Annotated in this window: 25 protein-coding genes and 2 pseudogenes; 22 read left to right on the plus strand and 5 right to left on the minus strand. The window is 43.6% G+C overall.

All coding sequences use genetic code 11. The features are described 5' to 3' along the window. The first annotated feature begins 19 nt into the window (after nucleotides 1-19). From LN893_RS12735 to LN893_RS20765, 4 genes are all read left to right on the plus strand, one after another. The gene (locus tag LN893_RS12735) at nucleotides 20-763 is read left to right on the plus strand and encodes a sulfite exporter TauE/SafE family protein (RefSeq protein ID WP_229970611.1); all 744 of its coding nucleotides are present in this window, start codon (nucleotides 20-22) and stop codon (nucleotides 761-763) included. A 175-nt stretch (nucleotides 764-938) separates the two neighbouring features. Continuing rightward, entirely contained in the window at nucleotides 939-3131 is a 2193-nt protein-coding gene (locus LN893_RS12740) for a M3 family metallopeptidase (protein ID WP_229970612.1), read from the plus strand. A gap of 635 nt (nucleotides 3132-3766) precedes the next feature. Next, nucleotides 3767-4633, plus strand: coding sequence for a hypothetical protein (locus tag LN893_RS20760; RefSeq protein WP_369427674.1), 867 nt, complete (start codon nucleotides 3767-3769; stop codon nucleotides 4631-4633). Nucleotides 4634-4657: 24 nt separating this feature from the next. Continuing rightward, on the plus strand, nucleotides 4658-5887 hold the full coding sequence (locus tag LN893_RS20765) for a hypothetical protein (RefSeq protein WP_369427676.1): 1230 nt from the start codon (nucleotides 4658-4660) through the stop codon (nucleotides 5885-5887). A 183-nt stretch (nucleotides 5888-6070) separates the two neighbouring features. On the opposite strand, the gene LN893_RS12750 is transcribed toward LN893_RS20765, so the two are convergent. The 3 genes from LN893_RS12750 to LN893_RS12760 form a co-directional block, all read right to left on the minus strand. Further along, the gene (locus tag LN893_RS12750; protein WP_229970613.1) at nucleotides 6071-7297 is read right to left on the minus strand and encodes an apiosidase-like domain-containing protein; all 1227 of its coding nucleotides are present in this window, start codon (nucleotides 7295-7297) and stop codon (nucleotides 6071-6073) included. Further along, nucleotides 7258-7692 carry a hypothetical protein gene (locus LN893_RS12755; RefSeq protein ID WP_229970614.1) on the minus strand — a complete coding sequence of 145 codons (435 nt, stop codon included), beginning with the start codon at nucleotides 7690-7692 and terminating at the stop codon, nucleotides 7258-7260. The genes LN893_RS12750 and LN893_RS12755 overlap by 40 nt, the downstream gene beginning before the upstream one ends. A gap of 152 nt (nucleotides 7693-7844) precedes the next feature. Beyond that, complete coding sequence (locus tag LN893_RS12760) at nucleotides 7845-8006, minus strand: hypothetical protein (protein WP_229970616.1); 162 nt, start codon at nucleotides 8004-8006, stop codon at nucleotides 7845-7847. Nucleotides 8007-9035: 1029 nt separating this feature from the next. Between LN893_RS12760 and LN893_RS12765 the strand changes: the two genes are divergently transcribed. The 3 genes and pseudogenes from LN893_RS12765 to LN893_RS20960 form a co-directional block, all read left to right on the plus strand. Continuing rightward, nucleotides 9036-9995, plus strand: coding sequence for a bestrophin family protein (locus LN893_RS12765; protein ID WP_229970618.1), 960 nt, complete (start codon nucleotides 9036-9038; stop codon nucleotides 9993-9995). Next, nucleotides 9976-10131: a hypothetical protein gene (locus LN893_RS12770; RefSeq protein ID WP_229970620.1), complete on the plus strand. Its 156-nt coding sequence runs from the start codon at nucleotides 9976-9978 to the stop codon at nucleotides 10129-10131. Before LN893_RS12765 ends, LN893_RS12770 begins: the two co-directional genes overlap by 20 nt. A 596-nt stretch (nucleotides 10132-10727) precedes the next feature. Next, nucleotides 10728-10813 (plus strand): annotated as a pseudogene (locus LN893_RS20960) (IS1 family transposase); the annotation flags it as partial. A gap of 91 nt (nucleotides 10814-10904) precedes the next feature. On the opposite strand, the gene LN893_RS12775 reads toward LN893_RS20960, so the two are convergent. Then, a complete protein-coding gene (locus LN893_RS12775) occupies nucleotides 10905-11603 on the minus strand; it encodes a LytR/AlgR family response regulator transcription factor (protein ID WP_229970622.1) in 699 nt (232 codons plus the stop codon). 3 nt (nucleotides 11604-11606) lie between these two features. Continuing rightward, nucleotides 11607-12617, minus strand: a complete 1011-nt coding sequence (locus tag LN893_RS12780) for a sensor histidine kinase (protein ID WP_229970623.1) — start codon at nucleotides 12615-12617, stop codon at nucleotides 11607-11609. Nucleotides 12618-12757: 140 nt separating this feature from the next. Between LN893_RS12780 and LN893_RS12785 the strand changes: the two genes are divergently transcribed. The 15 genes and pseudogenes from LN893_RS12785 to LN893_RS12850 all read left to right on the plus strand — a co-directional run bounded on the left by LN893_RS12785 (nucleotide 12758) and on the right by LN893_RS12850 (nucleotide 22577). After that, nucleotides 12758-13114, plus strand: coding sequence for a hypothetical protein (locus LN893_RS12785; RefSeq protein WP_229970625.1), 357 nt, complete (start codon nucleotides 12758-12760; stop codon nucleotides 13112-13114). A gap of 7 nt (nucleotides 13115-13121) precedes the next feature. Then, nucleotides 13122-14012, plus strand: coding sequence for an FAD:protein FMN transferase (locus LN893_RS12790; protein ID WP_229970627.1), 891 nt, complete (start codon nucleotides 13122-13124; stop codon nucleotides 14010-14012). Continuing rightward, a complete protein-coding gene (rsxC, locus tag LN893_RS12795) occupies nucleotides 14003-15256 on the plus strand; it encodes an electron transport complex subunit RsxC (protein WP_229970629.1) in 1254 nt (417 codons plus the stop codon). The genes LN893_RS12790 and rsxC overlap by 10 nt, the downstream gene beginning before the upstream one ends. 23 nt (nucleotides 15257-15279) lie before the next feature. Beyond that, nucleotides 15280-16365, plus strand: a complete 1086-nt coding sequence (locus LN893_RS12800; protein ID WP_229970631.1) for an RnfABCDGE type electron transport complex subunit D — start codon at nucleotides 15280-15282, stop codon at nucleotides 16363-16365. A gap of 10 nt (nucleotides 16366-16375) precedes the next feature. Then, nucleotides 16376-17020 (plus strand): nitroreductase family protein, encoded by a 645-nt coding sequence (locus tag LN893_RS12805; RefSeq protein WP_229970633.1) that lies wholly within the window; start codon nucleotides 16376-16378, stop codon nucleotides 17018-17020. 139 nt (nucleotides 17021-17159) lie between these two features. Then, nucleotides 17160-18164: an IS701 family transposase gene (locus tag LN893_RS12810; protein ID WP_255710046.1), complete on the plus strand. Its 1005-nt coding sequence runs from the start codon at nucleotides 17160-17162 to the stop codon at nucleotides 18162-18164. A gap of 81 nt (nucleotides 18165-18245) precedes the next feature. Beyond that, complete coding sequence (locus LN893_RS12815) at nucleotides 18246-18533, plus strand: putative quinol monooxygenase (RefSeq protein ID WP_229970635.1); 288 nt, start codon at nucleotides 18246-18248, stop codon at nucleotides 18531-18533. A gap of 427 nt (nucleotides 18534-18960) precedes the next feature. Beyond that, nucleotides 18961-19125 (plus strand): alcohol dehydrogenase catalytic domain-containing protein, encoded by a 165-nt coding sequence (locus LN893_RS20965; protein WP_229970638.1) that lies wholly within the window; start codon nucleotides 18961-18963, stop codon nucleotides 19123-19125. A gap of 17 nt (nucleotides 19126-19142) precedes the next feature. Next, nucleotides 19143-19349, plus strand: a pseudogene (locus LN893_RS20970) (alcohol dehydrogenase catalytic domain-containing protein); the annotation flags it as partial. 27 nt (nucleotides 19350-19376) lie between these two features. Then, on the plus strand, nucleotides 19377-20042 hold the full coding sequence (locus LN893_RS12825) for a zinc-binding dehydrogenase (protein ID WP_229970640.1): 666 nt from the start codon (nucleotides 19377-19379) through the stop codon (nucleotides 20040-20042). Nucleotides 20043-20136: 94 nt separating this feature from the next. After that, nucleotides 20137-20499 (plus strand): Crp/Fnr family transcriptional regulator, encoded by a 363-nt coding sequence (locus LN893_RS12830; RefSeq protein WP_229970642.1) that lies wholly within the window; start codon nucleotides 20137-20139, stop codon nucleotides 20497-20499. A gap of 9 nt (nucleotides 20500-20508) precedes the next feature. Continuing rightward, nucleotides 20509-20718, plus strand: coding sequence for a cyclic nucleotide-binding domain-containing protein (locus tag LN893_RS12835; protein WP_229970644.1), 210 nt, complete (start codon nucleotides 20509-20511; stop codon nucleotides 20716-20718). 104 nt (nucleotides 20719-20822) lie between these two features. After that, nucleotides 20823-21485 carry an NADPH-dependent F420 reductase gene (locus tag LN893_RS12840; RefSeq protein ID WP_229970646.1) on the plus strand — a complete coding sequence of 221 codons (663 nt, stop codon included), beginning with the start codon at nucleotides 20823-20825 and terminating at the stop codon, nucleotides 21483-21485. A 48-nt stretch (nucleotides 21486-21533) separates the two neighbouring features. Further along, nucleotides 21534-22106: a YceI family protein gene (locus LN893_RS12845; protein ID WP_229970648.1), complete on the plus strand. Its 573-nt coding sequence runs from the start codon at nucleotides 21534-21536 to the stop codon at nucleotides 22104-22106. 18 nt (nucleotides 22107-22124) lie between these two features. Then, nucleotides 22125-22577, plus strand: a complete 453-nt coding sequence (locus tag LN893_RS12850) for a DoxX family protein (protein ID WP_229970650.1) — start codon at nucleotides 22125-22127, stop codon at nucleotides 22575-22577. Nucleotides 22578-22662 lie beyond the last annotated feature (85 nt).

Below are 22662 nucleotides of genomic sequence, written 5' to 3' on the forward strand. Positions count from 1 at the left end.
ACAGAACAGAGAAGAATAAATGACCATTGATTATTTTATCTTGTACGTGTTGCTTGTTATTTTTCTGGCTACTTTAATCCGCTCGATCTTTGGTTTCGGTGAGTCGCTTGTTGCTGTTCCTTTGCTTGCCTTTCGTATTCCGCTCGAGGTTGCTGTTCCCCTTTCTGTACTTGTGTCTATCACGGTAGCGAGTGTAGTTGTAGTGCAGGACAGGCAACAGATACACTTCCGCAGTGCTGGCTGGTTGGTGCTCTTTACCATTTTAGGAATACCGCTTGGACTGATGCTACTAACTGCAGGCGATGAGCAAATTGTGAAGGCAGTACTTGGCTTCATCACTATCGCTTTCTCCCTATACTCTTTGTACGGCAAAGCCCCTATCGAGCTAAAAACCGATAGTAAAGGCTGGCTTTTCGGTTGTGGTTTTATTGCAGGAATATTGGGAGGTGCGTATGGGCTGAACGGGCCGCCGCTAGTGGTGTACGGCGCCATGCGTCGCTGGTCTGCACAACATTTTCGAGCGACTTTGCAGGGGTATTACCTGCCAGCCAGCATGCTGGGTATGCTAGGGTATTGGATTAAAGGACTGTGGACTACCCAGCTTACTTACTACTTTCTATGGAGCTTGCCCGTCATGATTCCTGCCATATTTATAGGTAGAACCATTAACCGCCGCATGCACGGCGAAACTTTCTTTAAATATGTGTACTTTGGATTGATAGCTATTGGAGCTTTATTGCTGTACCAGTCGATTTTTAAATAAATGTGAGCTAAATAGTAAAGGGGCATCATGTAAGCTCTTTTATTATTAAGTACTGGTTTTAACTTATCTTGTATTACACGCCTTCCCCAACTCCAGTCATTTTTTAGTAACTTGTGGTTCCAATAATTTCATGCGGCTCATCAGGAGCCATTTCTTAACTATTTTAAAAACATAAATGGTAAATAAAGTATTATCAGCAGGCAGGAAGTCAAGCCTGTTTTTTATGCTGGCACTTGCAAGCTGCACCTCAACCCAGACACAGACGCAATCGCAACAAACACAGGCAGCGATGGAACAGAAAAAAGAAAAAACAAACCCGCTGCTTGCCGAATGGACAGAACCGTACGGCGGAGTGCCCGCTTTCGATAAGATGAATCTGTCGGATTTGAAGCCAGCCGTAGAAAAGGGCATGGCCCTGCAGTTGGCTGAGGTGGAGGCAATCGCTAATAACACCAATCCTGCTACTTTTGAGAATACCATTGTGCCGCTAGAAAAAGCAGGCCAGGAACTAAGCAGGGCCTTAACATACTATGGCATCTGGAGTAGCAATATGTCATCGCCAGAGTTCAGGGCAATACAGGCAGAGCTGGCACCACAGCTTTCTGATTTCAGATCGAAAATCTCGCAGAACGAAAAGCTGTTTCAGCGTATCAAAGCGGTGTATGAGAATGCGCAGAAGAATCCGCTACCTGCCGACCAGCAGCGCGTGGTGCAGCTGGTGTATGAAGATTTTGCCATGGAGGGAGCCAACCTGGATGCGGCGGCCAAAGCACGTTATGCCGCAATTAATAAAGAATTATCATCGCTCTACACTGACTTCTCAAACAACGTTTTGGCAGACGAAGAAAACTATGTTACCTACCTTACAAAAGACCAACTGAGCGGTTTACCTGAGTCTTTCATTAAAGCTGCCGCCAAAGCAGCAGCCGACCGAGGGCAGGAGGGTAAGTATGCTGTGACCAATACCCGCTCGTCTATGGATCAGTTTCTAACTTACTCCGACGAAAGAGCTTTGCGTGAGAAGGTGTGGAACACCTACTACTCCCGTGCCGACAATGGCGATAAATATGATAACAACGCCAACATAGCCAAAATTTTAGAGCTTCGGGATGAGCGTGTGGCCCTTTTAGGACAAGATAATTATGCCGAGTGGCGCTTGCAAAACCGCATGGCTAAAACACCAGATCGTGCCATGGATCTGATGAACGCGGTATGGCCAGCAGCGTTGGCAAGGGTGAAAGAAGAAGTAGCCGACATGCAAGCGGTAGCAGATGCCAGCGGGAAAAAGATAACAATAGCACCCTGGGATTATCGTTATTACGCCGAAAAGGTGCGCAAACAAAAGTACGACCTTAACTCAGACGAAGTAAAGCAGTACCTGCAGTTAGATAACCTGACCCAAGCGCTATTCTTCACAGCTGGAGAGTTGTTCAACTTTAAGTTTACACCAGTGCCAGAGGGTGCTGTACCCGTTTTTCAGGAGGATGTGAAAGTATGGGAAGTAACCGATAAAACGACTGGAGCGCACATTGGACTATGGTACCTAGACCCGTTTGCACGCCAGGGCAAGCGCTCTGGAGCCTGGGCCACCACCTACCGCAGCCACACCACCTTTGATGGCAAAAAAACAGTGTTGGCCTCTAACAACTCTAACTTTGTAAAGCCTGCACCAGGCGAACCGTTGCTTATTTCTTGGGACGATGCTACTACCTTCTTCCACGAGTTCGGACACGCGCTTCATTTCTTTGCATCAAAAGTAAAGTACCCAACCCTGAACAGCGGGGTGAGAGACTATACAGAGTTTCATTCACAGTTATTGGAGCGTTGGCTGTCTACCGACAAGGTGATCAATCAGTTTTTAAAGCACCACAAAACGGGCGAAGTGATGCCAGCGTCGCTGGTAGCCAAAATTAAGAAGGCCTCTACGTTCAACCAAGGCTTTACCACCACTGAGTTTCTGGCTTCTGCGTTAATGGATATGAAGTACCATACCGTTGACCCGACAGGCATAGATCCAGATAAGTTTGAGAGAGAAACGCTTGCTGCCTTAAACATGCCGAAAGAGGTCGTGATGCGCCACCGTTCGCCGCATTTCGGACATGTGTTCTCAGGCGAGGGCTACGCTGCTGGTTATTACGGTTACCTGTGGGCCGACGTGCTTACATCGGATGCAGCAGAAGCATTTGAAGAGGCACCTAGTGGCTTTTACGATAAAGAGGTCGCAGCCAAGCTTGTAAAATATCTGTTCGCACCGAGAAATTCGATGGATCCCGCTGAGGCCTATAGGTTGTTCCGTGGCCGCGATGCGAAAATTGATGCGCTGATGCGTGACCGTGGTTTCCCTGTTCCTGGACAGCAAACAAAGTAGACTGAGTATCTTATTGGATATAAACTTTAAAATGAAATGAGCTGCCCTTGGGTAGCTCATTTCATTTTATGCAAAACCAGGATTATCAGAGAAAATCTTGATCAACAGCTAGACAGAATAAATAATATGAGAGTTGCTGGACCTTGAGAGGTTGGCCGATTATCAGCCAATAGCTATGGTATAGCTGATATTCAGAAGAACAAATTGATACGTTTGGTTCCTACTTGTATTTAGTGATAGGAACTAAAGTAGGTTCACTAAATAAACGATTCAGTTCTATATTACCATGATTCGTGCATGGATTTATCCAATTTATTCATGGATTACTGGAGTTTGTGTATATTCTGTTGCATTTAGTCAGTTATGCCATCAAGTATTGCTCTCCATCTAGAAAGCCTTTCATCGAGATCAATACTTGGTGAGAGGAAATATCCTGATAGGGCTACCAGTTCAGAAACAGCTCCTCTTCTTACTTTAGGAGCAGGTAACATTAGCCGCAGCATAGATGAAAGGTCTTGTCGTTTTGGTGCCAGTGGGTATGCTCGCTATAGCCGATTCATCTATATGAATTAAAATCGTATCTTGTTCTTATGGTATTTATCAACAGAATTGTTTTCAGCCTCTTGTTATGCTGTATGGCGGGCATTCAGGCAGGATTTGCGCAAAGAGTGTATGTGCAGTACGATGCAGCTACCCCTCAGGCAGCTTATGCCTCCAAGCAGTTGAAAGAAGCTCTTTTGGCGCAAAAGTATACTGTGCTTAATGATCAGAAAGGGTCAGATTTTTTGATCAGGCTAGGAGTAGACACTGCCAGGTTGGAAAGTGAAGCTTTTAACATCGTACCAGAGCAGAACAGCATTATCATCATGGGAGGCGACAACAGAGGGATGATCTATGGCAGCCTCTCGCTTGCGGAAAGTATACAGCATGGCATGCGCCTGAAGCAAGTCCAAAAGCGCAGCGAAAAACCACATTATCCCTTTCGTGCCATCAAGCATAACACCCCCTGGTATTCCTACCGATCAAGTTCTGCCCTGGATCAGCATTATGAAACAGTGCGGGATGTGCGTTATTGGGAGGCATTTTTGGATATGATGGCTGAAAACCGTTTCAATTCCCTTTCCCTCTGGAATCTTCACCCTTTTGTGTATATGATAAGTCCGAAGAACTTTCTGGAGGCCAGCCCATTCAGCGAGACTGAAATGAAAGAGTGGCAACAGCTGCACCAGGAAATATTTCGGATGGCCCACGAACGTGACATCGATACCTATATCATTCCCTTCAACATCTTTGTAAGTCCGGAATTTGCTGAAGCCTATGGGGTGGCGCACGAAAATGTATACCCTAATTATTATGTATCTGGAGACACCTCTGAAATTGTAAAACGCTACATGCGGGAGAGCATCACCCAGATGTTCCAAGAGTATCCCACCCTTACTGGCCTTGGCCTTACACTCGGCGAAGGAATCGCAGGCATGACCCCTCAGCAACGGGAGGATTGAATTTATGACACCTACATTGAAGGTATGCGACAAGTAGGACGGCCGCTAAAACTGGTTCATCGAATTCCTTTTTCCAGTACCACCGAATCGTTGGGGGCAACTAGTGTAGACCTGGAGCGACTCACCCGAAAATCTATTGAAAGGGAAGCGGCGCTGGATTTTATTCAGGAGCCTATCAGGACTGACTTAAAGTACAACTGGTCTCATGCGCACTCTACGCCAAAGCTGGTAAAGGTGCATGGAGGGGAGATGTTCGATACCTTTTATAACCCCATGCCGCATGGCTATAAGATTACCTACACCGCTCGTAACGAAGATTTCTTTGCCCTTCGCTGGGGTGTTCCGTCTTTTATTCTTGCTCATGTTGCCCAAAACAGCCAGCCTTATGTAGGGGGATATTTTATCGGGTCAGAAACCTATATTCCTGCAAAAGATTATTTCACAGCCGTGGAGGCACCTGTAGACTGGCAGTGGGCATTTGCAAGGCAGTGGTTGTTTTATAAGTTATGGGGAAGGTTGCTTTACAATCCTGCTACTCCAGATCAGGTATTCCAGAATGACTTTACCATGCGCTATGGTCAAAAGGGCAAAGATTTGTTACAGGCATTTTCCCTGGCCTCGTCCACTCAGTTGCGCCTTGCCTCGCTCTTCGATTCCAGGTGGGATTTCACTCTCTATGGCGAAGGGTTTGTGGCCCTGATAGGGGACAGTACCCAATACATTTTTGTGGATGCCCTTATCAACCAGCCGACCCTGGACCCAGACTATGTGTCGGTGAAGGACTATGTGCAGAAAAACTTGGCAAGATCGTTTGAAAAAGAGAAAGTTACTCCGCCTGTGCTGATCCAGATGCTAGAACGCGATAGCCAAAAAGCCCTGCGCCTGGTGAAAGGAATCGACACCAAAAATAATGCTTCTCTGATGTACGAGGTGGCTGATGTGAAAACCTGGGCAAATCTAGGCCTGCATCTTGCTGAAAAGCTAAAAGGTGCTGTAGCGCTTCAGACCTACCGGACCAAAGGAGGGAAAGAAAACCAGCAAAAAGCGGTGGCACACCTGCAAAAAGCACTGGGATATTGGGACGAAGTCATCAAAATAACTCGCCCCATCTACAAAGACATGCCTCTGACGCATTATAACGGAAGCAGCCATGACCGCAATGACAACAATCTGTTCCATTGGGCACTCATCAAGTCGGAAGTTGCCAGAGATTTTGAAATTGCAAAAGAAGCAACCGTCCTGCACATGAAGTAACAGCAGAGTTACTTTAAGGAGGGGGGACCAACAGAAGAAGGTTGTCTACAATACTAGAGGTACCTGGATGGCTGGATAAGAATAAGTAGCTTATCTTAGAATTAACTAAGAGCCGTATTCAAATGATCATTTTCCTGATCACTGAATACGGCTCTTTTTATACCTTTTAGATAAAGGATGGATTTAACGACTTTGCAATATTTTAGCAGCCCAGTCTGTTGAAGCTGGATTAGAATTATCTGGAAAGTTAGGTATGGTCAGGTTTCCTCTTCGGTCAGATTTTAGCTGTTCTGGTGTTTTCCATTCTCCATTTCTAGGATTAAACCACTGGAAGGTATAATAAGTGTTCTTTTTCAATCCACTGATCTTCGGCAGCTCTGCCTTATTTTCAAAGTATAGCAACGCGAAATCTTTTTCTGGATGCATCATCATGAAGGACCAACCATCTAAACCACGCACCGAACTGGCTTTTGATTTTTGTGGATGGAGGTAATTATGGTTGGGCTGCAACTGCTGATAACGTGCCCCTTCAGAAAGAACAAAGGCTCTCAGGTGCTGCATCTGTTTTCCTGATTCGTATTGCAGGGCATCCCAGATTTGAGGGCGGGCTCCAGCAGGCTCTCCTGTAGTGGTCGTATCATAAGCAGCGGTGCCATGCACATGACCTGCTAAACCTCCAGAAAGAACGGAGCCATACATTTGCGCCCGTGCAAAATAATTGTCTCGGTCTGAGTTGGCTGGTGGTGTTTCGCCTCCTGGCTTGTTGATTTCATGGTTCCAGCCAGTATAGTAAGGCTCAAAGTTAATGGCAGGATAGGGAGGATTCAGGTGAAAAAGTGTGTCCATTGCCCCATAGAAACCATGATCCCTAGGTTTGTTACCGACGCTGTGCATGTCGAGCCAGGGCACTTCTTTACTGTGGCCAAAGGTAGTGTATGTCGAGTGGTCGATCAGGGCGGTGTGCAGCTGGCCAAAGGGCGGTGGTCCGTACTTGTTCAGGTGATAAGTCAGGGCCTCGTTGAACTGCTCTGCGGTCAGACTGAATTCCTTGGGAATCCAGTCCAGGTAAATGCCACTGAATAAAAACTTATAAGCGCCGTAGCGCGCAATCAGGTATTGGACGTAGCGCGCAAAGGTCTCATTAAAGTCGTAGTAAGCGTTCCAAGATGGTCCAGCATCACGGCGTACAGTCTCCAACAGGGGCACAAAACCTTTCTCTGACATGTATTGCATTTTCTTGTCCAAGCTCTGAAAATAAGCTGGGTTTATTTGGTTGAAGTCTGAAACGCCTTTGTGTTTCTCAGACATAGCAAATGGCAGGTTCCCATATTCGTCCCGCATATTTTTGGCAGTAAAAGTGCCCCAGTAGCTCAGGCCGCCAGAAGCGTCTGTTCCCTTTTTTTGGGCCACATCATAACCGAATTTTTCCCAAGCATTGCGCAAAACACTCCGTTTTCGTCGGAATAGGTACTGAGGTTTGAGTCTGTGTCCCAGTTAGGGAAAGCGGCAATCATACTGACGGAGTTATACCCTTGGTTTTTTCGATAGTGGATGGCGTCTTCAAAGCCGATGCCAGGGCCAGGGCGATAATCATCTGAGGTGGGCGCATGGCGGAACGGCAGCCGCCACGTGGTGCCTGCCAGCCAAGTGTCACCTACCATAAAGTATGAAGTTTCGTCCGCATACTGCAGCGCATGCACATTGGGTGTGGCATGCACAAAGCCGCGACGGTTGGGGTTTTCCTCCTTCTCGTTCTCTGTCCATTCCACAGCATTGAACCTGCCAGTTTTTTGGTTTAACCCCATATCATCTTTCTGGTTTGAACCACTGACCCATTCCCATTGACCAGGCTTAGTCCCTACAAGTCGTACCTTAACACATTGTCACCATCCCAGAATCCGTACACGCGCTTAGAAAAACCAGGGCCTTTCAAATCCACTCATACAGTCACATCTGCTTAGTAATTAGCATAGGTGTTTTCTGCCTTCAACGTTATCTCCTGCATTTCCCACACATGAGCATCGGTAGCCGAAGAAGTTTGAAAAGCAATTGTCTGAAAGCTGACCAACCATAAAACTAGTAGGCAGAAAGAGTGGAGGTATAATCCTTTAATGTGCATGAAAAATTAGGTATAAATGGTTTTGGTACTACCTGTAGAAAAACAAAAACTATAGTAAATAAAAGAGCAGAAAGAACCCAGCTATTCTTTGTTTTTCTTCCTGGGATCTCATTATTAGCAAGACTCAAAGAGCCACAAAACATGATGCGCAATTTTAACTATACGGTGTCTTTGAGGCTTCCTGATTCTATTTACTTTCTGGATCGATGGACATAAGCGGCAGGATAGGAGAGAAGTAAGGAAAGTATCTACTTTCTTGACCTTCCTTGCAAAAGACCGAACACAACATCTTATTGAACTAGTTTCGCTGTTTTCAAGAGCTACCGAATCTGTTGACGTTTTTCTTTCACGTCAGTAAACTTCATGTCAACTTATTCCGTGTTAGGGAAGTAAAGGTAAAATCAGAAGCATATAGCCTGTAGCTTTCGCAGCTAGTGACAGCCAGTGGGTTTGGGCTCAGTAACAACGCAAGATTACAATGAAAAAGGAAAAGGTATGAGTGATATGAAAAAGGGAGTACTCATTTGTGTGGGTGTTGTTCTAATCCTAGCGGTGATAGTGCTTATCGATATACTACAATAGCTTAAGCTGTCTGATTGCAAAAAGCAATACCTCATTGAACTGGAGGAAAAACTTGAGCATTGTGCTGCTAAAAAGAACCCATAGTACAAAAGCACACCATAGGTACTTTGGCAAAAGCCAGTAAAATCAAGAAACAAGTAGCCACTCCGTAGCGCTTGATGTTGCTTTAATGAGGTTTCGAAAGTGAAGGAGCATTAAAAAAAATAAAATGGGGACTGGCTCAGGCTGTAAGTATCCTAAGTAGATTCGTGCCTCTGAGCTTCATGTTTTTTCTGTCAGCTGCTCCTATTAGGAGGACATCTTAGGATTCAAAGACTTGACTTTACCTCCAGCTGTTGGGTCTCCTTTCATAGGCGTGTCCTGCCCTTGGGGTGGTTTTCCGTAACATTTTCCAGTTGACGCCGTGATAAGGTCTTAAGTCGATGTACCGTCACCAACTATACTACCATGATAACAAGCAGAAATTTAAAGTGGAGCGTTGTTCTTCACTACACATGGAAGAGCATGCTTTACTACCTGCTCTTGTCTGTGGCAGTGTATCTGATGCACGACTACTTCGCTGCCCTTGAGCTGCACTTGCCTTTCAACACTATCTCAGCCCTAAGCACGGCGCTGGCTATATTCTTGGGCTTTAAGAACAACAATGCCTATGACAGGTGGTGGGAGGGCCGTAAAATATGGGGCTTGCTGGTAAATTACAGTCGTGCTTGGGCACGGGAGGTGATCACAATGGTTATACCGCCCGATGTCACACAGGCCGAAGAGGTAAAGGACTTGCAGCGTCGTATGGTGTACAGGCACATTGCCTTTGTTCATGCACTTCGTGTGTTCCTTCGCAAAAAGCACTCCTACAACGAAACAAACCAAATAGAAATATACGAGGAGTCGAATGAGTATAACGATACAGCTACGTTTCTCATCCCAAACGAGTACAAGGTGTTCTGTCATAAGAAAAATCCTCCAAATTACCTGCTGGAGCTGCAGGGCGAAGACTTAAGAAGGGCCTACAACAAAGGTTGGCTTTCAGATTACAGGTTTGTGAGACTGGAGGAGACGCTGGTGGAGTTCAATAACATTCAAGGCAGGAGCGAGCGGATCAAGAACACGCCGTTCCCTAGGCAGTACAGCTTTTTCTCCCGTGTGTTTGTTTTCATACACGCCTCTCTGCTTCCATTTGTCTTTGTGGATGAGCTGGGTTGGGCTTCTATACCTGTCTCCGTCATCATCTCCTTTGTGTTTCTGTGCCTCGACCTGGTGGGTGAGCGCGCCGAAGACCCTTTCGAGAACAGGCTAGAGGATGTGCCGCTCACAGCACTTAGCATGACAATCGAAACGAATTTGAAGGAACAGTGGGGAAGCAAAGACTTTCCTTCGCCGAAGCAGGCGTATGATGGTGTTGTCTTCTAATAATTTAGGAGACAACAGCGCTTTTTTATCCTCCATCTGGTGCCCTTACGACCACGAATGTCTGTATGTGGCTTTTCGGTCACCTTTTAGATGGCAGGGCTATAAACTTGCCCCGCAACTGGCCGATGCCATCTGAAATGAAGTGCTAACTAAGCAGCTTATTATAGCGCGTTGTTAAGTTTAACAAAACATATTTCCAGGTATGGTGCGAGCTGTCGTCATCAATTCGTGGCAGTAGAGTTATCTAAAATTACAACATTTCCTAAAACAGCTTTCTTGATTTATGAAAAGCCTCGAGCGTTCAATGTCGATTAAGTAACAACCTTTTTTTTAAAGACGGAGTCTATCAACTAATTAGCGAAAGTCAAAATTTGGCTGATTGGCTGGACCTGCTGTGTCAAGCATTGTGCCGCTGAACATTTAATGTGTCCAACCATATATACTGCCTTTTATACTATATTATAACTGCTTTTAACCTGCCATGGGAGACAATGAATACAGTATAATGCTACATCATGTGCTGAGATGACCCGTCCTGAAAAGTGTTGACCCTACAGATAAGCTTACGATTATTGACCTCTATACGAGCAGGAGACTGAGAAACCCAAAAGAAGTAGAAAACAGTATCGACAAATACCCGCCGTTTCACCCAGTTGTTCCCGTTCCACCCGACCACCTGAAAATAAAGAAAGATGGAAAGTATGACATCAACTGGAAAAAGCGACTTGATGAAAAACAGCCTGCTTCTCTAAAAAAGAGCAGAATCACTACAACGCATGAAGCTAATATTCTATTACCGAAACCATCATACATTATAGACCACAACCAATATTTCCATAGCACCTTTTCTTTTTCGAAAAATATAAAGTCAAATTAATATTAAATTTTATAAATAGAAGCTCAAGACTTTTAAGCAGATTTTCCCAAGTATTCAAGTAATTCACGTTTAAAAGTAATTCCGATTGGAAGCTTTTCATTATTGATGAGAACCTCACTTTCTGTATATTTTTCGACCTTACTTAAATTCACAATATAGGATTTATGGATACGCATAAACGTTCTGGCAGAAAGGTTTGATAATATTTCCTGGGTTGTCGTAGAAACTAAATATATTTTTTGACGCGTGAATACCTTAACATAATTGCCATAGCTTTGGATATAATTTATATCATACGTCTTTAGCTCTATATTTCTACCATCTACCTTTACGGTAATATTTTTGGGGTCATCTGTCTCATCTCTTTGATGAAAAGATAAAAAACGCTCTATTGACTTTATAAAACGTGATAAGGAAATCGGTTTTAAAAGATAATCTATCACGCCATAATCATAGCTTTCGAGAGCATACTGCGAATGGGCGGTAGTCAATATAGTCTGGGGCGGACTTGACAATGATTTCAGAAATTCTATTCCCGACATTTCAGGCATATCAATATCCAGAAAAATTAGATCTACAGGATTATTGCGTATATAATCCAGGGCTTCTAAAGCGTTATAGCATTGTGACACCAATATTAAGTTCGCGTTTTTTTCTATGTAGCTTATCAATACATAATGAGCGGCAGGTTCATCGTCTATAATGACACATTTATATTGAGTAACACCCATAGGCTACAGAGTTATTTCCAAAAAAGTATTAAATCGGGCATGTAAGGTTCCTATTTCCAGTTTATGCTTTTCCGGATAAATCATTTTTAGTCTTGCTTTTGTATTTTCTAATCCCACTTTGGTTGAGGGAAGTCTATTATTTTTTATGGGAATGGAGTTTTGCATCTGGAGGGTTAAAACCCCACTTTTCAAAGAGAGATCAATCTTAACAAAGCAGCTTTCTATATTTGATGCTCCATGTTTAAAGGCGTTTTCCACAAACGTAAAAATAATCATTGGTGCTATATAAAACTTCTCTGGCTCATCTATATGATCATCAAATTCAATCCGGCAACGGTAGCCAACCCGTTCTTCTTCTAGTTCAATGTAACTTCTTATAAAGGAAATTTCATCTTTCAGTGATACAAGGTTTTTATTGCTGTTTTCGATTTGATACCTGAGCATTTCCGAAACCTTCATAATTACTTCAGGCGTTTTTTTCGGAAATTTTATACTTAAGCCGTAGATAGTGTTTAAGGTATTAAACAAGAAATGTGGGTTCAGTTGTTTATTCAATAAATCTATTTGGTTTTTATTGGACAGGATCTCCCTGTAGGCAACATCTTTCTGTCTTCTGTAATATTCTAAAAACTGGGCAGTACCAAGAATACAGATGCAGGCGCCCAACAAGACCCCAAACTGGAAATGATAAGTTAATTTATCGGTGTTTTGGTACAGATAGCAGTTTTTGTACAAGAAAGTTTTGGTAAGATGGCTCAATATGAAGGCTGACACCACCAATAGAACTAAGGTTAGGGATATATAAACAAAGGCATTATGTTTTTTGACCAGGATAGGAAGTAATAAATAACGGTTTAATTGAGCATGACCGTAGAGCAACATAAAATAGACGATACCTAAGAAAAAGCCCCTCCAGCTCGTAATCAATATCCAGTCGTTTAGAGTAAACAAGATAAAAGAAAACACCAGTATACCCAACTCCTGAACCCACTTCCTTTCCGAGAAACTTTTCATACATTCTGCATCATGCTCATGCAAATATAAATATATATATCTGTATGAGCAGTTCTTTAATGACCAATTGAAGTCATCATTTACAAGTTAATCACAACATTATTTATAATGATGCACATGGCTAAAGGAGTAATTTTGGCATGAAATCCATTTTTGATATTGTTAAAATGATAATACTTAAAGCAAAATATATAGTTCTTTATGCTATTGGAATCATTCTGTTGATTTTTGGTCAGCGTAATTTCTGGGAAGAGTTACAGGAAGCTTCAGAACAAAATGAAGCCAAAAAAAAGATGCTGGAAGAAGCTTTTATTGCTTCCAATAGAAAATTTGAAGTACAGGAACTTGTATATGATTCTACTAAGAATTTATGGAAAAACAAGTATCCCTACTTTCAGACCATACAGGTTGGCAATGTGAATTTTAAGGCTTTAAAAAGATCAAAAAAAACAACTATAGAAACCAATGATGATGAAAATGCTTCAGAAAGTTTCTAGGGTATACATGGCACAGACCAGGAAGCTGTTCCACTGTCATTTCAAGATAAAGCTTCCGGTTTGCTTTGGCGAATCCTTGATCGATCAATGTTTTGAGCTACTTGAAAAAATAGATACCAATTATAATTCATATCAGCCTGGTTCGTATTTCGACAACATAAACCGTCAGGCGGGAAATTGGGTAAGAGTGGACGACCAATGCATCCGCATGCTGCAAACCTTGAGGTTAGTATCTGAGTTGACTCAGGGAAGTTATGATATCACGTGCATGCCACTAATCCGGTTATGGGGGTTTTATAGCCAAGTCAATGAAGATGTTCCTACCCTGAGCGAATTGCAGAAAACCCTGGTTAAGGTTAATTATCGGTCAGTCTTCATTAATGGCAATGATGTTAGAATCAATCCGGGTCAGGAAATCATTACTGGCTCGTTCATTAAAGCGTTTGCTGTGGATAAAGTCGTCGAGTTCCTTAAAGCACAAGGGGTTACTGACGCGATTATCAATGCAGGAGGAAGTACAATAATGGCCTTGAATGATGAAGTGCACCCTCATTGGAATATCAACATACCGGATGCTTTTGTACATGGCCAATATCCCAGCAGAATTACCATCAGTAACCAATGTTTCAGCCTTTCTGGAAGACTAAACAACCACCTTGTTATCAAGGATAAAACCTATGGACATATTTTAAATTCAAGGACAGGTTTCCCTGTATCAACAGTACAGGTAGGTGTCCTTACTCAAAATGCATTTTTAGGTGATGTACTCTCAACAGCATTGTTTACGGTAGACAAGAATGAAGCGGTTCATACCATAAAAAAAATGAAACAACACTTTGACTTCAACTATTTCCGCATAGAAGAAGACGGCAATAAAATATCAGATACATGCTTTTGATACCTTCACTTAAGGGAAAAACAAAATACAGTGACATTAGTACCATTGCTGATTCTAAGGACTTTTATATGCCCTTGGATGCCTATAGAAATGTCATGACACCTGTTGTCTCTATAGGTGAAAGGGTTAAGAAATATCAATTGCTTGCTCAATCCGAAGGAACTTTTGCAAGCAAGCTGCACGCACCTGTATCAGGAACGGTTACGGCATTTTTTCAGCTGAATGGGAAGCAAATGATCCACTTGCAAAATGATTTTTTGAATCTGGAGACTCTGACTTTTCCGGTTGAACCTACGGGGCTTACCAAAGAAGAATTCATGGACGTTCTGTTGGATAATGGTATTCAGGGAGCCGGAGGTTCTCAGTTTCCTACACAACTAAAATATAACATCCAGGACCGGCAAATACGAACTGTCATTTTCAATGGCGCTGAATGTGAACCTTATCTGACTTCAGACTTTGTATTGATGAGGGAAAAAGCTGATGAACTGATAAAAGCGGCACAGGTTATCCGTACCGTTTTGAATGCACAGAAGATCGTTTTTGCCGTTGAAAGGCACAATATTGCCGTCAGGAAAATCCTCCTGAAGAATGCCAGTAACCTAGGGGTAGAAATTGAAGTTAAGATTTTGTCTGATGGTTATCCGCAAGGTGGCGAACTGCAATTGATTAAATCAGTAACCGGCTTAGAAATCAGGAAAGGGAGTTTCCCTGCTGATCATGGCATACTTGTCAATAACATTGGAACGCTTTGGGCTATCTACAAGGCCCTATTTGAGGGCAGACCAAATATAGAACGTATCATCACTGTTTCAGGAAACGGCTGTCAACATCTGGGAAATTACCGGATCAAGATTGGTACACCTATCATCCATATCCTGCGGGAAACCAATAACAACTGGAATCCAGATTTACAAACGATCGTACTGGGTGGGGCAATGATGGGTAAAAGTGTCGAATCACCTTTAGTGCCTGTACATAAAGGTTCTGGAGGTCTGCTGATCATGCGGAAAACCAAAATCGAAAAGAATAACTGTATCAAATGCGGCCTATGTGTAGATGTCTGTCCGCAGCACCTGATGCCATTGGAATTTGTGCGGCATAATTTGTCCAGCGATGTCCCCGAACTAAAAAAATTCAGTCTCCAGGATTGTATTGAATGTGGTGCATGTGCCTATGTCTGTCCGAGTGATGTACCCTTAATGGAAAATATCTTTGATGGCAAAAAGAAGCTGTTTCAATAGCCCTGTTTTACAAGAAGATAGAGATGAATTCGAATCCTTATATAAAACCGAGATTTAACGGCACCCAGATGGTGATGCTGGATGTTATCATTGCTTTGATGCCTTTGATATTTGTAGGCTGGCTGGCTTACGGAACGATCATGTTGCAACAGATTTGCGTTGCCATTGTAACAGGATTAGTTTCAGAATTTCTGTTTTCTTCCATACTATTAAAAAAATACAATACAATTTTGGATGGCTCCGCGGTTGTAACGGCATTACTTCTGACCCTCACGCTATCACCCGTAACACCTTGGTACATTTTGTCATTCGGTGTATTTTCAGCCATCCTATTCGGAAAAATTGTGTGGGGAGGTTTGGGAAAGAACCGGTTCAATCCGGCACTTGTCGGTCGCGAGTTTATGGCTGTATTTTTTGCCTCGGTGATGACCTCACCAAACATCTGGAAAACCAGTGACCTTGTACAGACATCAGCACCTGAGCTATTTCCTGGCATTGACTATCCTTACCTATCTGACTATCTCAATTCGGTGATATTCAAAACAACTGGTGCAATGGGCGAATATTCTATCTTATGTATTGCTCTGGGTGGCCTGTACCTGCTCGTCCGCAACAGAATAAGCTGGCATATCCCTTTATCTCTGCTCGGAACCTTTACGCTTTTGGTGGGCTTATCGGGAGGCGATGGATTAAGGTACTCATTGGGAGGTATTCTTTTGGGAACCATTTTTATGGCAACGGATATGCCCTCAAGCCCTACTACGGGAAATGGTAAACTTTACTATGGTTTGATGATTGGAATAGTCATTTTCATTTTTTTAAAAGGAGGTATACAGTATGAATATATGTCTTACTCTATCCTTCTATTAAATGGGTTTTCAGATCAGGCAAGCGTGGTATTCAGACCCCGAACCTGGGGAGAGACATTGGACTATAAAAGAAAGACGGAAGAAATTTTTATACTGACCTTAAAGATTTTAGGTGTTGCATTTGCTGTATTAAGCCTATATTATTATGAGCTGGTAAATTATCTGGTCTATCTCTATATTTTGTACATCATTATCAAATTTAATTTTTCATTTTCAAACAAAGTAAGTAACGCGATTTAAAGATAGACACATGAAAAAACTAATGATACTTATGTTTTTTGGACTATTGGGTTGCAGTGAACCGGAACAGGAACATATTGTCTACGAAGGTTCGGACAAAGAGGCAATCATCAGCAATATATTGAACCGCAGGGCAATTCGGAAATACACCAAGGAACAGGTGAGTCAGGAAAAAATCGATACGATTATGAAGTGTGCCATATACGCCCCCAGCGCATTGAACAAGCAACCCTGGGAAATACGTGTAATCCAAAATCCCGCCATACTGGAAGAGATAAACAAAAGGTTTTTAAAGTTTGCACAGGGCAAGGAGTTTCAGGGCAGTGCGGCGCGGTACAGGGAGTCTGGTTTCAGTATTTTTCATAATGCACCCACACTGATTGTTATTGCCGGTGATAAATCCAATCCGGCAGCCAAACTTGATGTTGGGCTTGCTTTGCAGAATATAATGTTGAGTGCGGATGCCTTGGGCTTGGGTACCTGTCCTTTGGGCACACTTGTTCCTATTCTTAACTTAGAAGAAAATGAAGACCTGCTAAAGTTGTTTAATATTCCTGAAGGTTATGAAGTGACAATTAACCTTGCCCTTGGCTATCCTGCCGAGAGCCCTGAAGCCCCGATACGCTTTAGTGATAAGGTAAAGATTATAAAATAGAAACTTTATTGTAATACATAAATGGCCACAAGGGGTTCAGGTTAAATGCATTAAAAATGCTGTGGTTATTGAGATAGGACTTTCGCAAAATAACCAAAAAGGTTGAATAACGATAAACGCAGTAGGAGGTAAAAGAGCTATGAAAACGCACCTTGACATGTACTGCCAGTACCTTTTGAGTACGCACATCAATTATACCTGCACCTACTTTTCCGACCACCTGACGGGGCTTAGCCACGACTCAGCTCACCGTTTCCTGCGGGATGAGAAGCTCACGCCGCGCCTGCTTTGGGAGAAGGTGAGCCCACTGATTACCCAGTCCTCCTTTGCCTATATCATCTTCGATGATATAGTGCTCGACAAGCGGCACTCGCGGGTCATGGGGCTGGTCAGGCGGCAATACTCGGGCAACGCGCACGGCATCATCAAAGGCATCGGTGTGGTCAACTGCCTTTACCTGGACCCGATCAACCAGCAGTTCTGGCTCATAGACTTCCGCATCTTTGATCCTGATTCGGATGGCAAAAGCAAGCTGGACCACGTGCTGGACATGCTTGGGCAGCTCAAGGATAGGGGCGTGCTGTTCCAGACGGTGCTTATGGACAGCTGGTACGCCACCACAGAAGTGATGAAATACTTAATAAAGGAGGGAAAGACCTTCTACTGCCCTGTCAAGAGCAACAGGAAGGCAGATGACTCGGCAGGCCAGCAGCCCTACCGGCCTGTCGATGAGCTGGATTGGAGTGAGCAGGAACTGGCCCATGGCAAAGTAGTAAAGCTCCACAAGTTCCCCATGGATGTGAAAGTGAAGCTATTCTGGGTTGAGGTGTCCACCCACCGCACGGACTACACCGTGACAAACGATGTGGAGCAAGATGACCTTCAGGCTATCAAAGACATGTGCAGGCTGAGATGGAGCATTGAGCAGCTTCACCGCGAGGAGAAACAGCTTACGGGCATAGAGGAGTCGCAGTGCCGCCTGGCCAGGGCGCAGCGAAACCACATCCTGGCCGCAGCCCTGGTGTGGACAAGGCTAAAGAGTCTGGCCTACGCCTACAACCAAACAATTTACCAACTCAAGAAGGGGCTACTCGATAAGTATCTCTGTCAGCAACTAATAAAACCTGACATTGCTTATGCGTAATGTGCGAAAGTCCTATAAATATATTTTCTTATATAGGTCGTCATAAGACTTATTCTACTAACCAATTTAAATACAAAACAAATGCTTTATATCACAGGAATTATCAAAGTACAATCCGAAGCCATTGAGACCCTCTTGGCCCTATTTGAACCCTTAGTTTCCGCCACCCGGCTTGAGCCAGGCTGTCATCGGTATGAGGTACATCGTACAACTTCCGATCCAGCTGTTTTCATTATGATGGAAGAATTTCAATCTGAAGAAGACTTCCAGGCGCATAGTCAATCGGAGCATTTCCAGAAGTTTGCCTCCAGCATCCAGCCATTACTGGCTGAACCGTTGCAGATTTATATCACTCAACAAATTTTTTAACTGGTTTAAAATCTGATCAAAAGCCAACAGCATTCTTCCTTTGCAGTTGACTTTTGTTTGATCAACGGAATTATGCAACTGCTCAGACAGTGCTGGAGCAGACGGTTTGTCTTTATAACAACAAACTGCCCATCTGAGCTTTGGGCTGTATGCACTATACGGGCTTTACAGTATAGTAAAGATACGGACTCCGCTGTGCTAGCTGGATTCAAAATTTTGCAAAACATCAGAATTTTAACAATATCTACATGCGGTCATACTTTAACCAGGCTTTTGAGGTAAGTATTATTATGAATGTAGGCAAAGTTATCGTAAGAGATGTAGGAATTGGGTTGAGTAGTAGGAAGGGCATTACGTGTGAAGTATAGAGGATTGGAGTTATCTCTTATTATTATAGTTTTAATGTTTATTACTAACAGTAGCAGCTATGAAAATTAAAGCAGCAGTCGCGCATGATGTAGGCGAAGCATTGAAAATTGAAGAAGTAGAGTTAACAGAACTCGGGCCTGATGAAGTACTGGTAAAAATAGTGGCTACAGGTATCTGCCATACTGACGCAAAATCCATCAGAGGAAGAGGGGAGCTGTATTAGGACATGAGGGGGCCGGTATAGTAGAGAAAGTTGGCTCTGGCATTACAAACATACAGCCTGGCGACCACGTTTTCCTTTCTTATTCCTATTGCGGCGAGTGCTCCCAATGCCTGACGGGGCACCAGAATCTATGCCAGAGAACGGTAGAACTCAATTTCGGTGGTAAATCTAAAGATGGTTCTCATCATATCCACCAACATAATCACGCACTTTCCACTTTTTTTGGGCAATCTTCGTTTGCAACGTATGTTGTGGCCAACAAAAATAATGTTGTGAAAGTGGATAAGGACGTTGATTTGGCGCTATTAGGACCGTTAGGTTGCGGCATCCAGATGGGGAGTGGCACGGTCATGAATACGCTGCGTCCTGAGCCAGGTAGCTCAATTGCTATTTATGGAGGTGGAGCAGTGGGTTTGAGTGCGGTGATGGCAGCCAAAATCATGGGTTTGAAGCATATTATTGTTGTCGATTTACACCAAAACCGGTTAGACCTTGCTTTGGAACTCGGTGCAACGCATGCCTTGAACGGCAAGGAAGTAGATGTTGTAAAAGAAATTAAGAGGATTACAGACGGAGGTGTTCACTATGGAATTGAAACAACGGGTGCCATCCCGGTCATCATTCAATCGATCCATGCGCTACGCGTTTCAGGGATAGTCTCCATCGTGGGTATGGGGGGCGATGTGACGCTAAACTTCACAAATGACTTATTGATGGAAGGGAAAAAAGTGATGGGCACGGTACAGGGGGATTCCATTCCCCAGATACACATCCCCAAATTAATCCAGTACTATAAAGAGGGGAAATTCCCCTTCGACAAGCTGGTTAAATACTATGACTTTGAGGACATCAACGCAGCTTTTGAAGCATCAAAATCTGGTGAAATACTTAAGCCTGTTGTAAGGATAGCGAAATAATAATATAATGAATTTCACATTCTAAAGCAGCACTGCACAGAAAGCGGCTTCTAAATTAGAAATAAATAAGAAGCCGCTTTTGTATCTTTCAACAATGTACGAACTGTTCTTTCAGAAATTCAACGAGAAAGTGCCACTAACTCCAGAAGAGCAGGAGCAAATAAAGGCATACCTGACTCCTAAAAAACTGCGCAAAAGGCAGTACCTCTTACAGGAGGGAGATATGTGCAGATCCATTGCCTTTGTAGAGGAAGGGGCATTACGCGCCTATACTGTAGACGAGAATAACAACGAGCACATTGTACAGTTTGCCATAGAAGGCTGGACAATCTCAGATCTGTTCAGCTTCCTGACCGCTGAGCCCGCCACCTATAACATAGAAGCCCTGGAGGATGCCGTGCTGGTGCTGATAACCCGGGCTGCGCATGAAGAGCTTTTGAAAATTCAACCTAAATAAGAAACGTACATGCGCCTACTCATTACAGGTGCTTACATTGCTTTGCAACGGCGACTGACCTCCAACATCAGTCTTCCGGCCGAAGAACGCTACACCCGTTTTACAGAAACCTACCCCGACATTACCCAACGCGTGCCGCAGCACATGATCGCCTCTTATATGGGGCTGACACCTGAAACCTTGAGTCGGGTCCGTAAGAAGATAGCCTACCGCAGGTAAAACCTCCTTCATTTCATTGATAAAAGTCAAGGGTTTTTCTTGACAAGGCGCAATGCGCAGGGCTTTTCATGGCTGTACCTTTGTATTGTTAATTATTTAAAACAATGAAGACAATGCAAACAATAGCCATTATAGGAGCATCCGGCAACATGGGCTCTGTTATATCAAAAAGCCTTGCGAAGGGTAACTATAGACTACTTCTTTGTGCCAACGAATTAGATAAAGTACAGGCTGTAGTAAACGAAATCAAAGACAACAACCCAGCTGCAGAAGTTGAAGCATTAGACTGCACTAGAGAAGCTTCTTGGGAGGCAGACATTATCATCGCCGCTGTTCCCTATGCTGCAGAGCAAGAGGTGGCAGAGAAAATCAGAGAAGTAGCCAACCAGAAAATCGTCATCAGCATTGCCAATCCGCTCAATGACACTTACAACGGTTTGGTAACATCACCTGAGACGAGTGCGGCAGAAGAGCTGCAAAAGTTGCTACCAAATTCTAAAGTAGTAAAAGCCTTTAACACTACGTTCGCAGCCGATTTCTCAACGCCTGTGATTGATGGAAAGCAAGCCGATGCCTTTATCGCAGGTGATGGCGAGGAGGCTTTGCAGACTGTTTCTGGGCTGGTAGAGACTGCTGGTTTCAATCCGATTATTGCGGGTGACTTAGCTGTAAGTGGCACCTTGGAGCGCATGCAGTTGCTGCTCATTCAGCTGAACATGAAATATGACTACAACTGGCTTGCCGGCTGGAAGATCTTGCACCAATAAGTTAATCAAACATAACAAAATAAGCATAAACTTAAGATTAAATCACAAATGAAAAAGTTATTAGTTATAGTATTCGCTTTCTTTTCTCTTTCGGCTTTTACTACCCTTAATGGTGTGTGGACGAACGACGACGCTCACTCGCAGCTTAGCTTTACGGTGTCACACCTGGGTATTGCTGATGTAACTGGCACCTTCAACGACTTTGATGTAAAAATCACTGCTGCCAAACCGGATTTCAGTGATGCAGTGGTTGAGTTGACAGCTAAAACCGCTTCTATCGATACTCGGGTAGAAGACAGGGACAATCACTTGAAAAGTGCAGACTTTTTTGATGTGGCAAAATATCCGACCCTAAACTTTAAAAGTACTTCTGTAAAGAAGCAAGGTAATAACAAATATAAGCTTAATGGCAACCTGACGCTGAACGGCATTTCCAAGCCAGTAACGATGGATCTTGTGTACAGAGGAACAGTAGAAAATCCGATGAGCAAAAAGCAGACAGCTGGCTTCCAGGTGATAGGTACGATCAAGCGCTCTGACTTTAACCTGGGCAGCAACTTCCCAGCTCCAATGATTAGCGACGAAGTTCGTATCAAGGCTGACGGTGAATTTGTGCAATAAAAGATAGAAGAACCAACCATGAACAAGCTACTGAACCTGTATCAGAACTCCAAAAACACGGATTTGGCACTTCTGGTTGTAAGAATAACCGTGGCCGGCCTGATGCTAACCCATGGTTTACCTAAGCTGGACATGCTATTGTCTAGTGATCCGGTACAGTTCCCTGCCGTCTTTGGGCTTAGCACATCAAGCTCTCTTGCCTTGGCCGTTTTTGCGGAGGTGGTCTGCTCTGTGCTGATCCTGGTCGGGCTTGGAACAAGGCTGGCGGTTATTCCACTGATATTTACCATGCTGATTGCAGCATTTTATATACACGGTGCCGATCCGTTTGCCAAAAAAGAACCAGCCATTCTGTACCTGATACCCTACGTGATGCTATTGCTGACGGGAAGCGGAAAATTCGCTCTGGATCATCTGTTGCAGCATAAAATACTGCAAGCTGTTTATGTCAGAAGGCTTTCGATGGAGTAATCCAACATAAAATCTTTATGCCTGATGGAGTAGGCTTACTGCTCCTTACAATTAAGCAAACCAAGCTAGTATGCGACGGGAACAA

This window comes from Pontibacter harenae, assembly GCF_020907245.1.
GTDB classification, from domain to species: domain Bacteria; phylum Bacteroidota; class Bacteroidia; order Cytophagales; family Hymenobacteraceae; genus Pontibacter; species Pontibacter harenae.

What these genes read in the sequence shown, in the direction of transcription:
- LN893_RS12735 (WP_229970611.1), top strand. Translation starts at nt 20, where the DNA reads ATGACCATTGATTATTTTATCTTGTACGTGTTGCTTGTTATTTTTCTG.
- LN893_RS12740 (WP_229970612.1), top strand. Translation starts at nt 939, where the DNA reads ATGGTAAATAAAGTATTATCAGCAGGCAGGAAGTCAAGCCTGTTTTTT.
- LN893_RS20760 (WP_369427674.1), top strand. Translation starts at nt 3,767, where the DNA reads ATGGCGGGCATTCAGGCAGGATTTGCGCAAAGAGTGTATGTGCAGTAC.
- LN893_RS20765 (WP_369427676.1), top strand. Translation starts at nt 4,658, where the DNA reads ATGCGACAAGTAGGACGGCCGCTAAAACTGGTTCATCGAATTCCTTTT.
- LN893_RS12755 (WP_229970614.1), bottom strand. Translation starts at nt 7,692, where the DNA reads ATGGGGTTAAACCAAAAAACTGGCAGGTTCAATGCTGTGGAATGGACA.
- LN893_RS12760 (WP_229970616.1), bottom strand. Translation starts at nt 8,006, where the DNA reads ATGCACATTAAAGGATTATACCTCCACTCTTTCTGCCTACTAGTTTTA.
- LN893_RS12765 (WP_229970618.1), top strand. Translation starts at nt 9,036, where the DNA reads ATGATAACAAGCAGAAATTTAAAGTGGAGCGTTGTTCTTCACTACACA.
- LN893_RS12770 (WP_229970620.1), top strand. Translation starts at nt 9,976, where the DNA reads ATGATGGTGTTGTCTTCTAATAATTTAGGAGACAACAGCGCTTTTTTA.
- LN893_RS12775 (WP_229970622.1), bottom strand. Translation starts at nt 11,603, where the DNA reads ATGGGTGTTACTCAATATAAATGTGTCATTATAGACGATGAACCTGCC.
- LN893_RS12780 (WP_229970623.1), bottom strand. Translation starts at nt 12,617, where the DNA reads ATGAAAAGTTTCTCGGAAAGGAAGTGGGTTCAGGAGTTGGGTATACTG.
- LN893_RS12785 (WP_229970625.1), top strand. Translation starts at nt 12,758, where the DNA reads ATGAAATCCATTTTTGATATTGTTAAAATGATAATACTTAAAGCAAAA.
- LN893_RS12790 (WP_229970627.1), top strand. Translation starts at nt 13,122, where the DNA reads ATGGCACAGACCAGGAAGCTGTTCCACTGTCATTTCAAGATAAAGCTT.
- rsxC (WP_229970629.1), top strand. Translation starts at nt 14,003, where the DNA reads ATGCTTTTGATACCTTCACTTAAGGGAAAAACAAAATACAGTGACATT.
- LN893_RS12800 (WP_229970631.1), top strand. Translation starts at nt 15,280, where the DNA reads ATGAATTCGAATCCTTATATAAAACCGAGATTTAACGGCACCCAGATG.
- LN893_RS12805 (WP_229970633.1), top strand. Translation starts at nt 16,376, where the DNA reads ATGAAAAAACTAATGATACTTATGTTTTTTGGACTATTGGGTTGCAGT.
- LN893_RS12810 (WP_255710046.1), top strand. Translation starts at nt 17,160, where the DNA reads ATGAAAACGCACCTTGACATGTACTGCCAGTACCTTTTGAGTACGCAC.
- LN893_RS12815 (WP_229970635.1), top strand. Translation starts at nt 18,246, where the DNA reads ATGCTTTATATCACAGGAATTATCAAAGTACAATCCGAAGCCATTGAG.
- LN893_RS20965 (WP_229970638.1), top strand. Translation starts at nt 18,961, where the DNA reads ATGAAAATTAAAGCAGCAGTCGCGCATGATGTAGGCGAAGCATTGAAA.
- LN893_RS12830 (WP_229970642.1), top strand. Translation starts at nt 20,137, where the DNA reads ATGTACGAACTGTTCTTTCAGAAATTCAACGAGAAAGTGCCACTAACT.
- LN893_RS12835 (WP_229970644.1), top strand. Translation starts at nt 20,509, where the DNA reads ATGCGCCTACTCATTACAGGTGCTTACATTGCTTTGCAACGGCGACTG.
- LN893_RS12840 (WP_229970646.1), top strand. Translation starts at nt 20,823, where the DNA reads ATGAAGACAATGCAAACAATAGCCATTATAGGAGCATCCGGCAACATG.
- LN893_RS12845 (WP_229970648.1), top strand. Translation starts at nt 21,534, where the DNA reads ATGAAAAAGTTATTAGTTATAGTATTCGCTTTCTTTTCTCTTTCGGCT.
- LN893_RS12850 (WP_229970650.1), top strand. Translation starts at nt 22,125, where the DNA reads ATGAACAAGCTACTGAACCTGTATCAGAACTCCAAAAACACGGATTTG.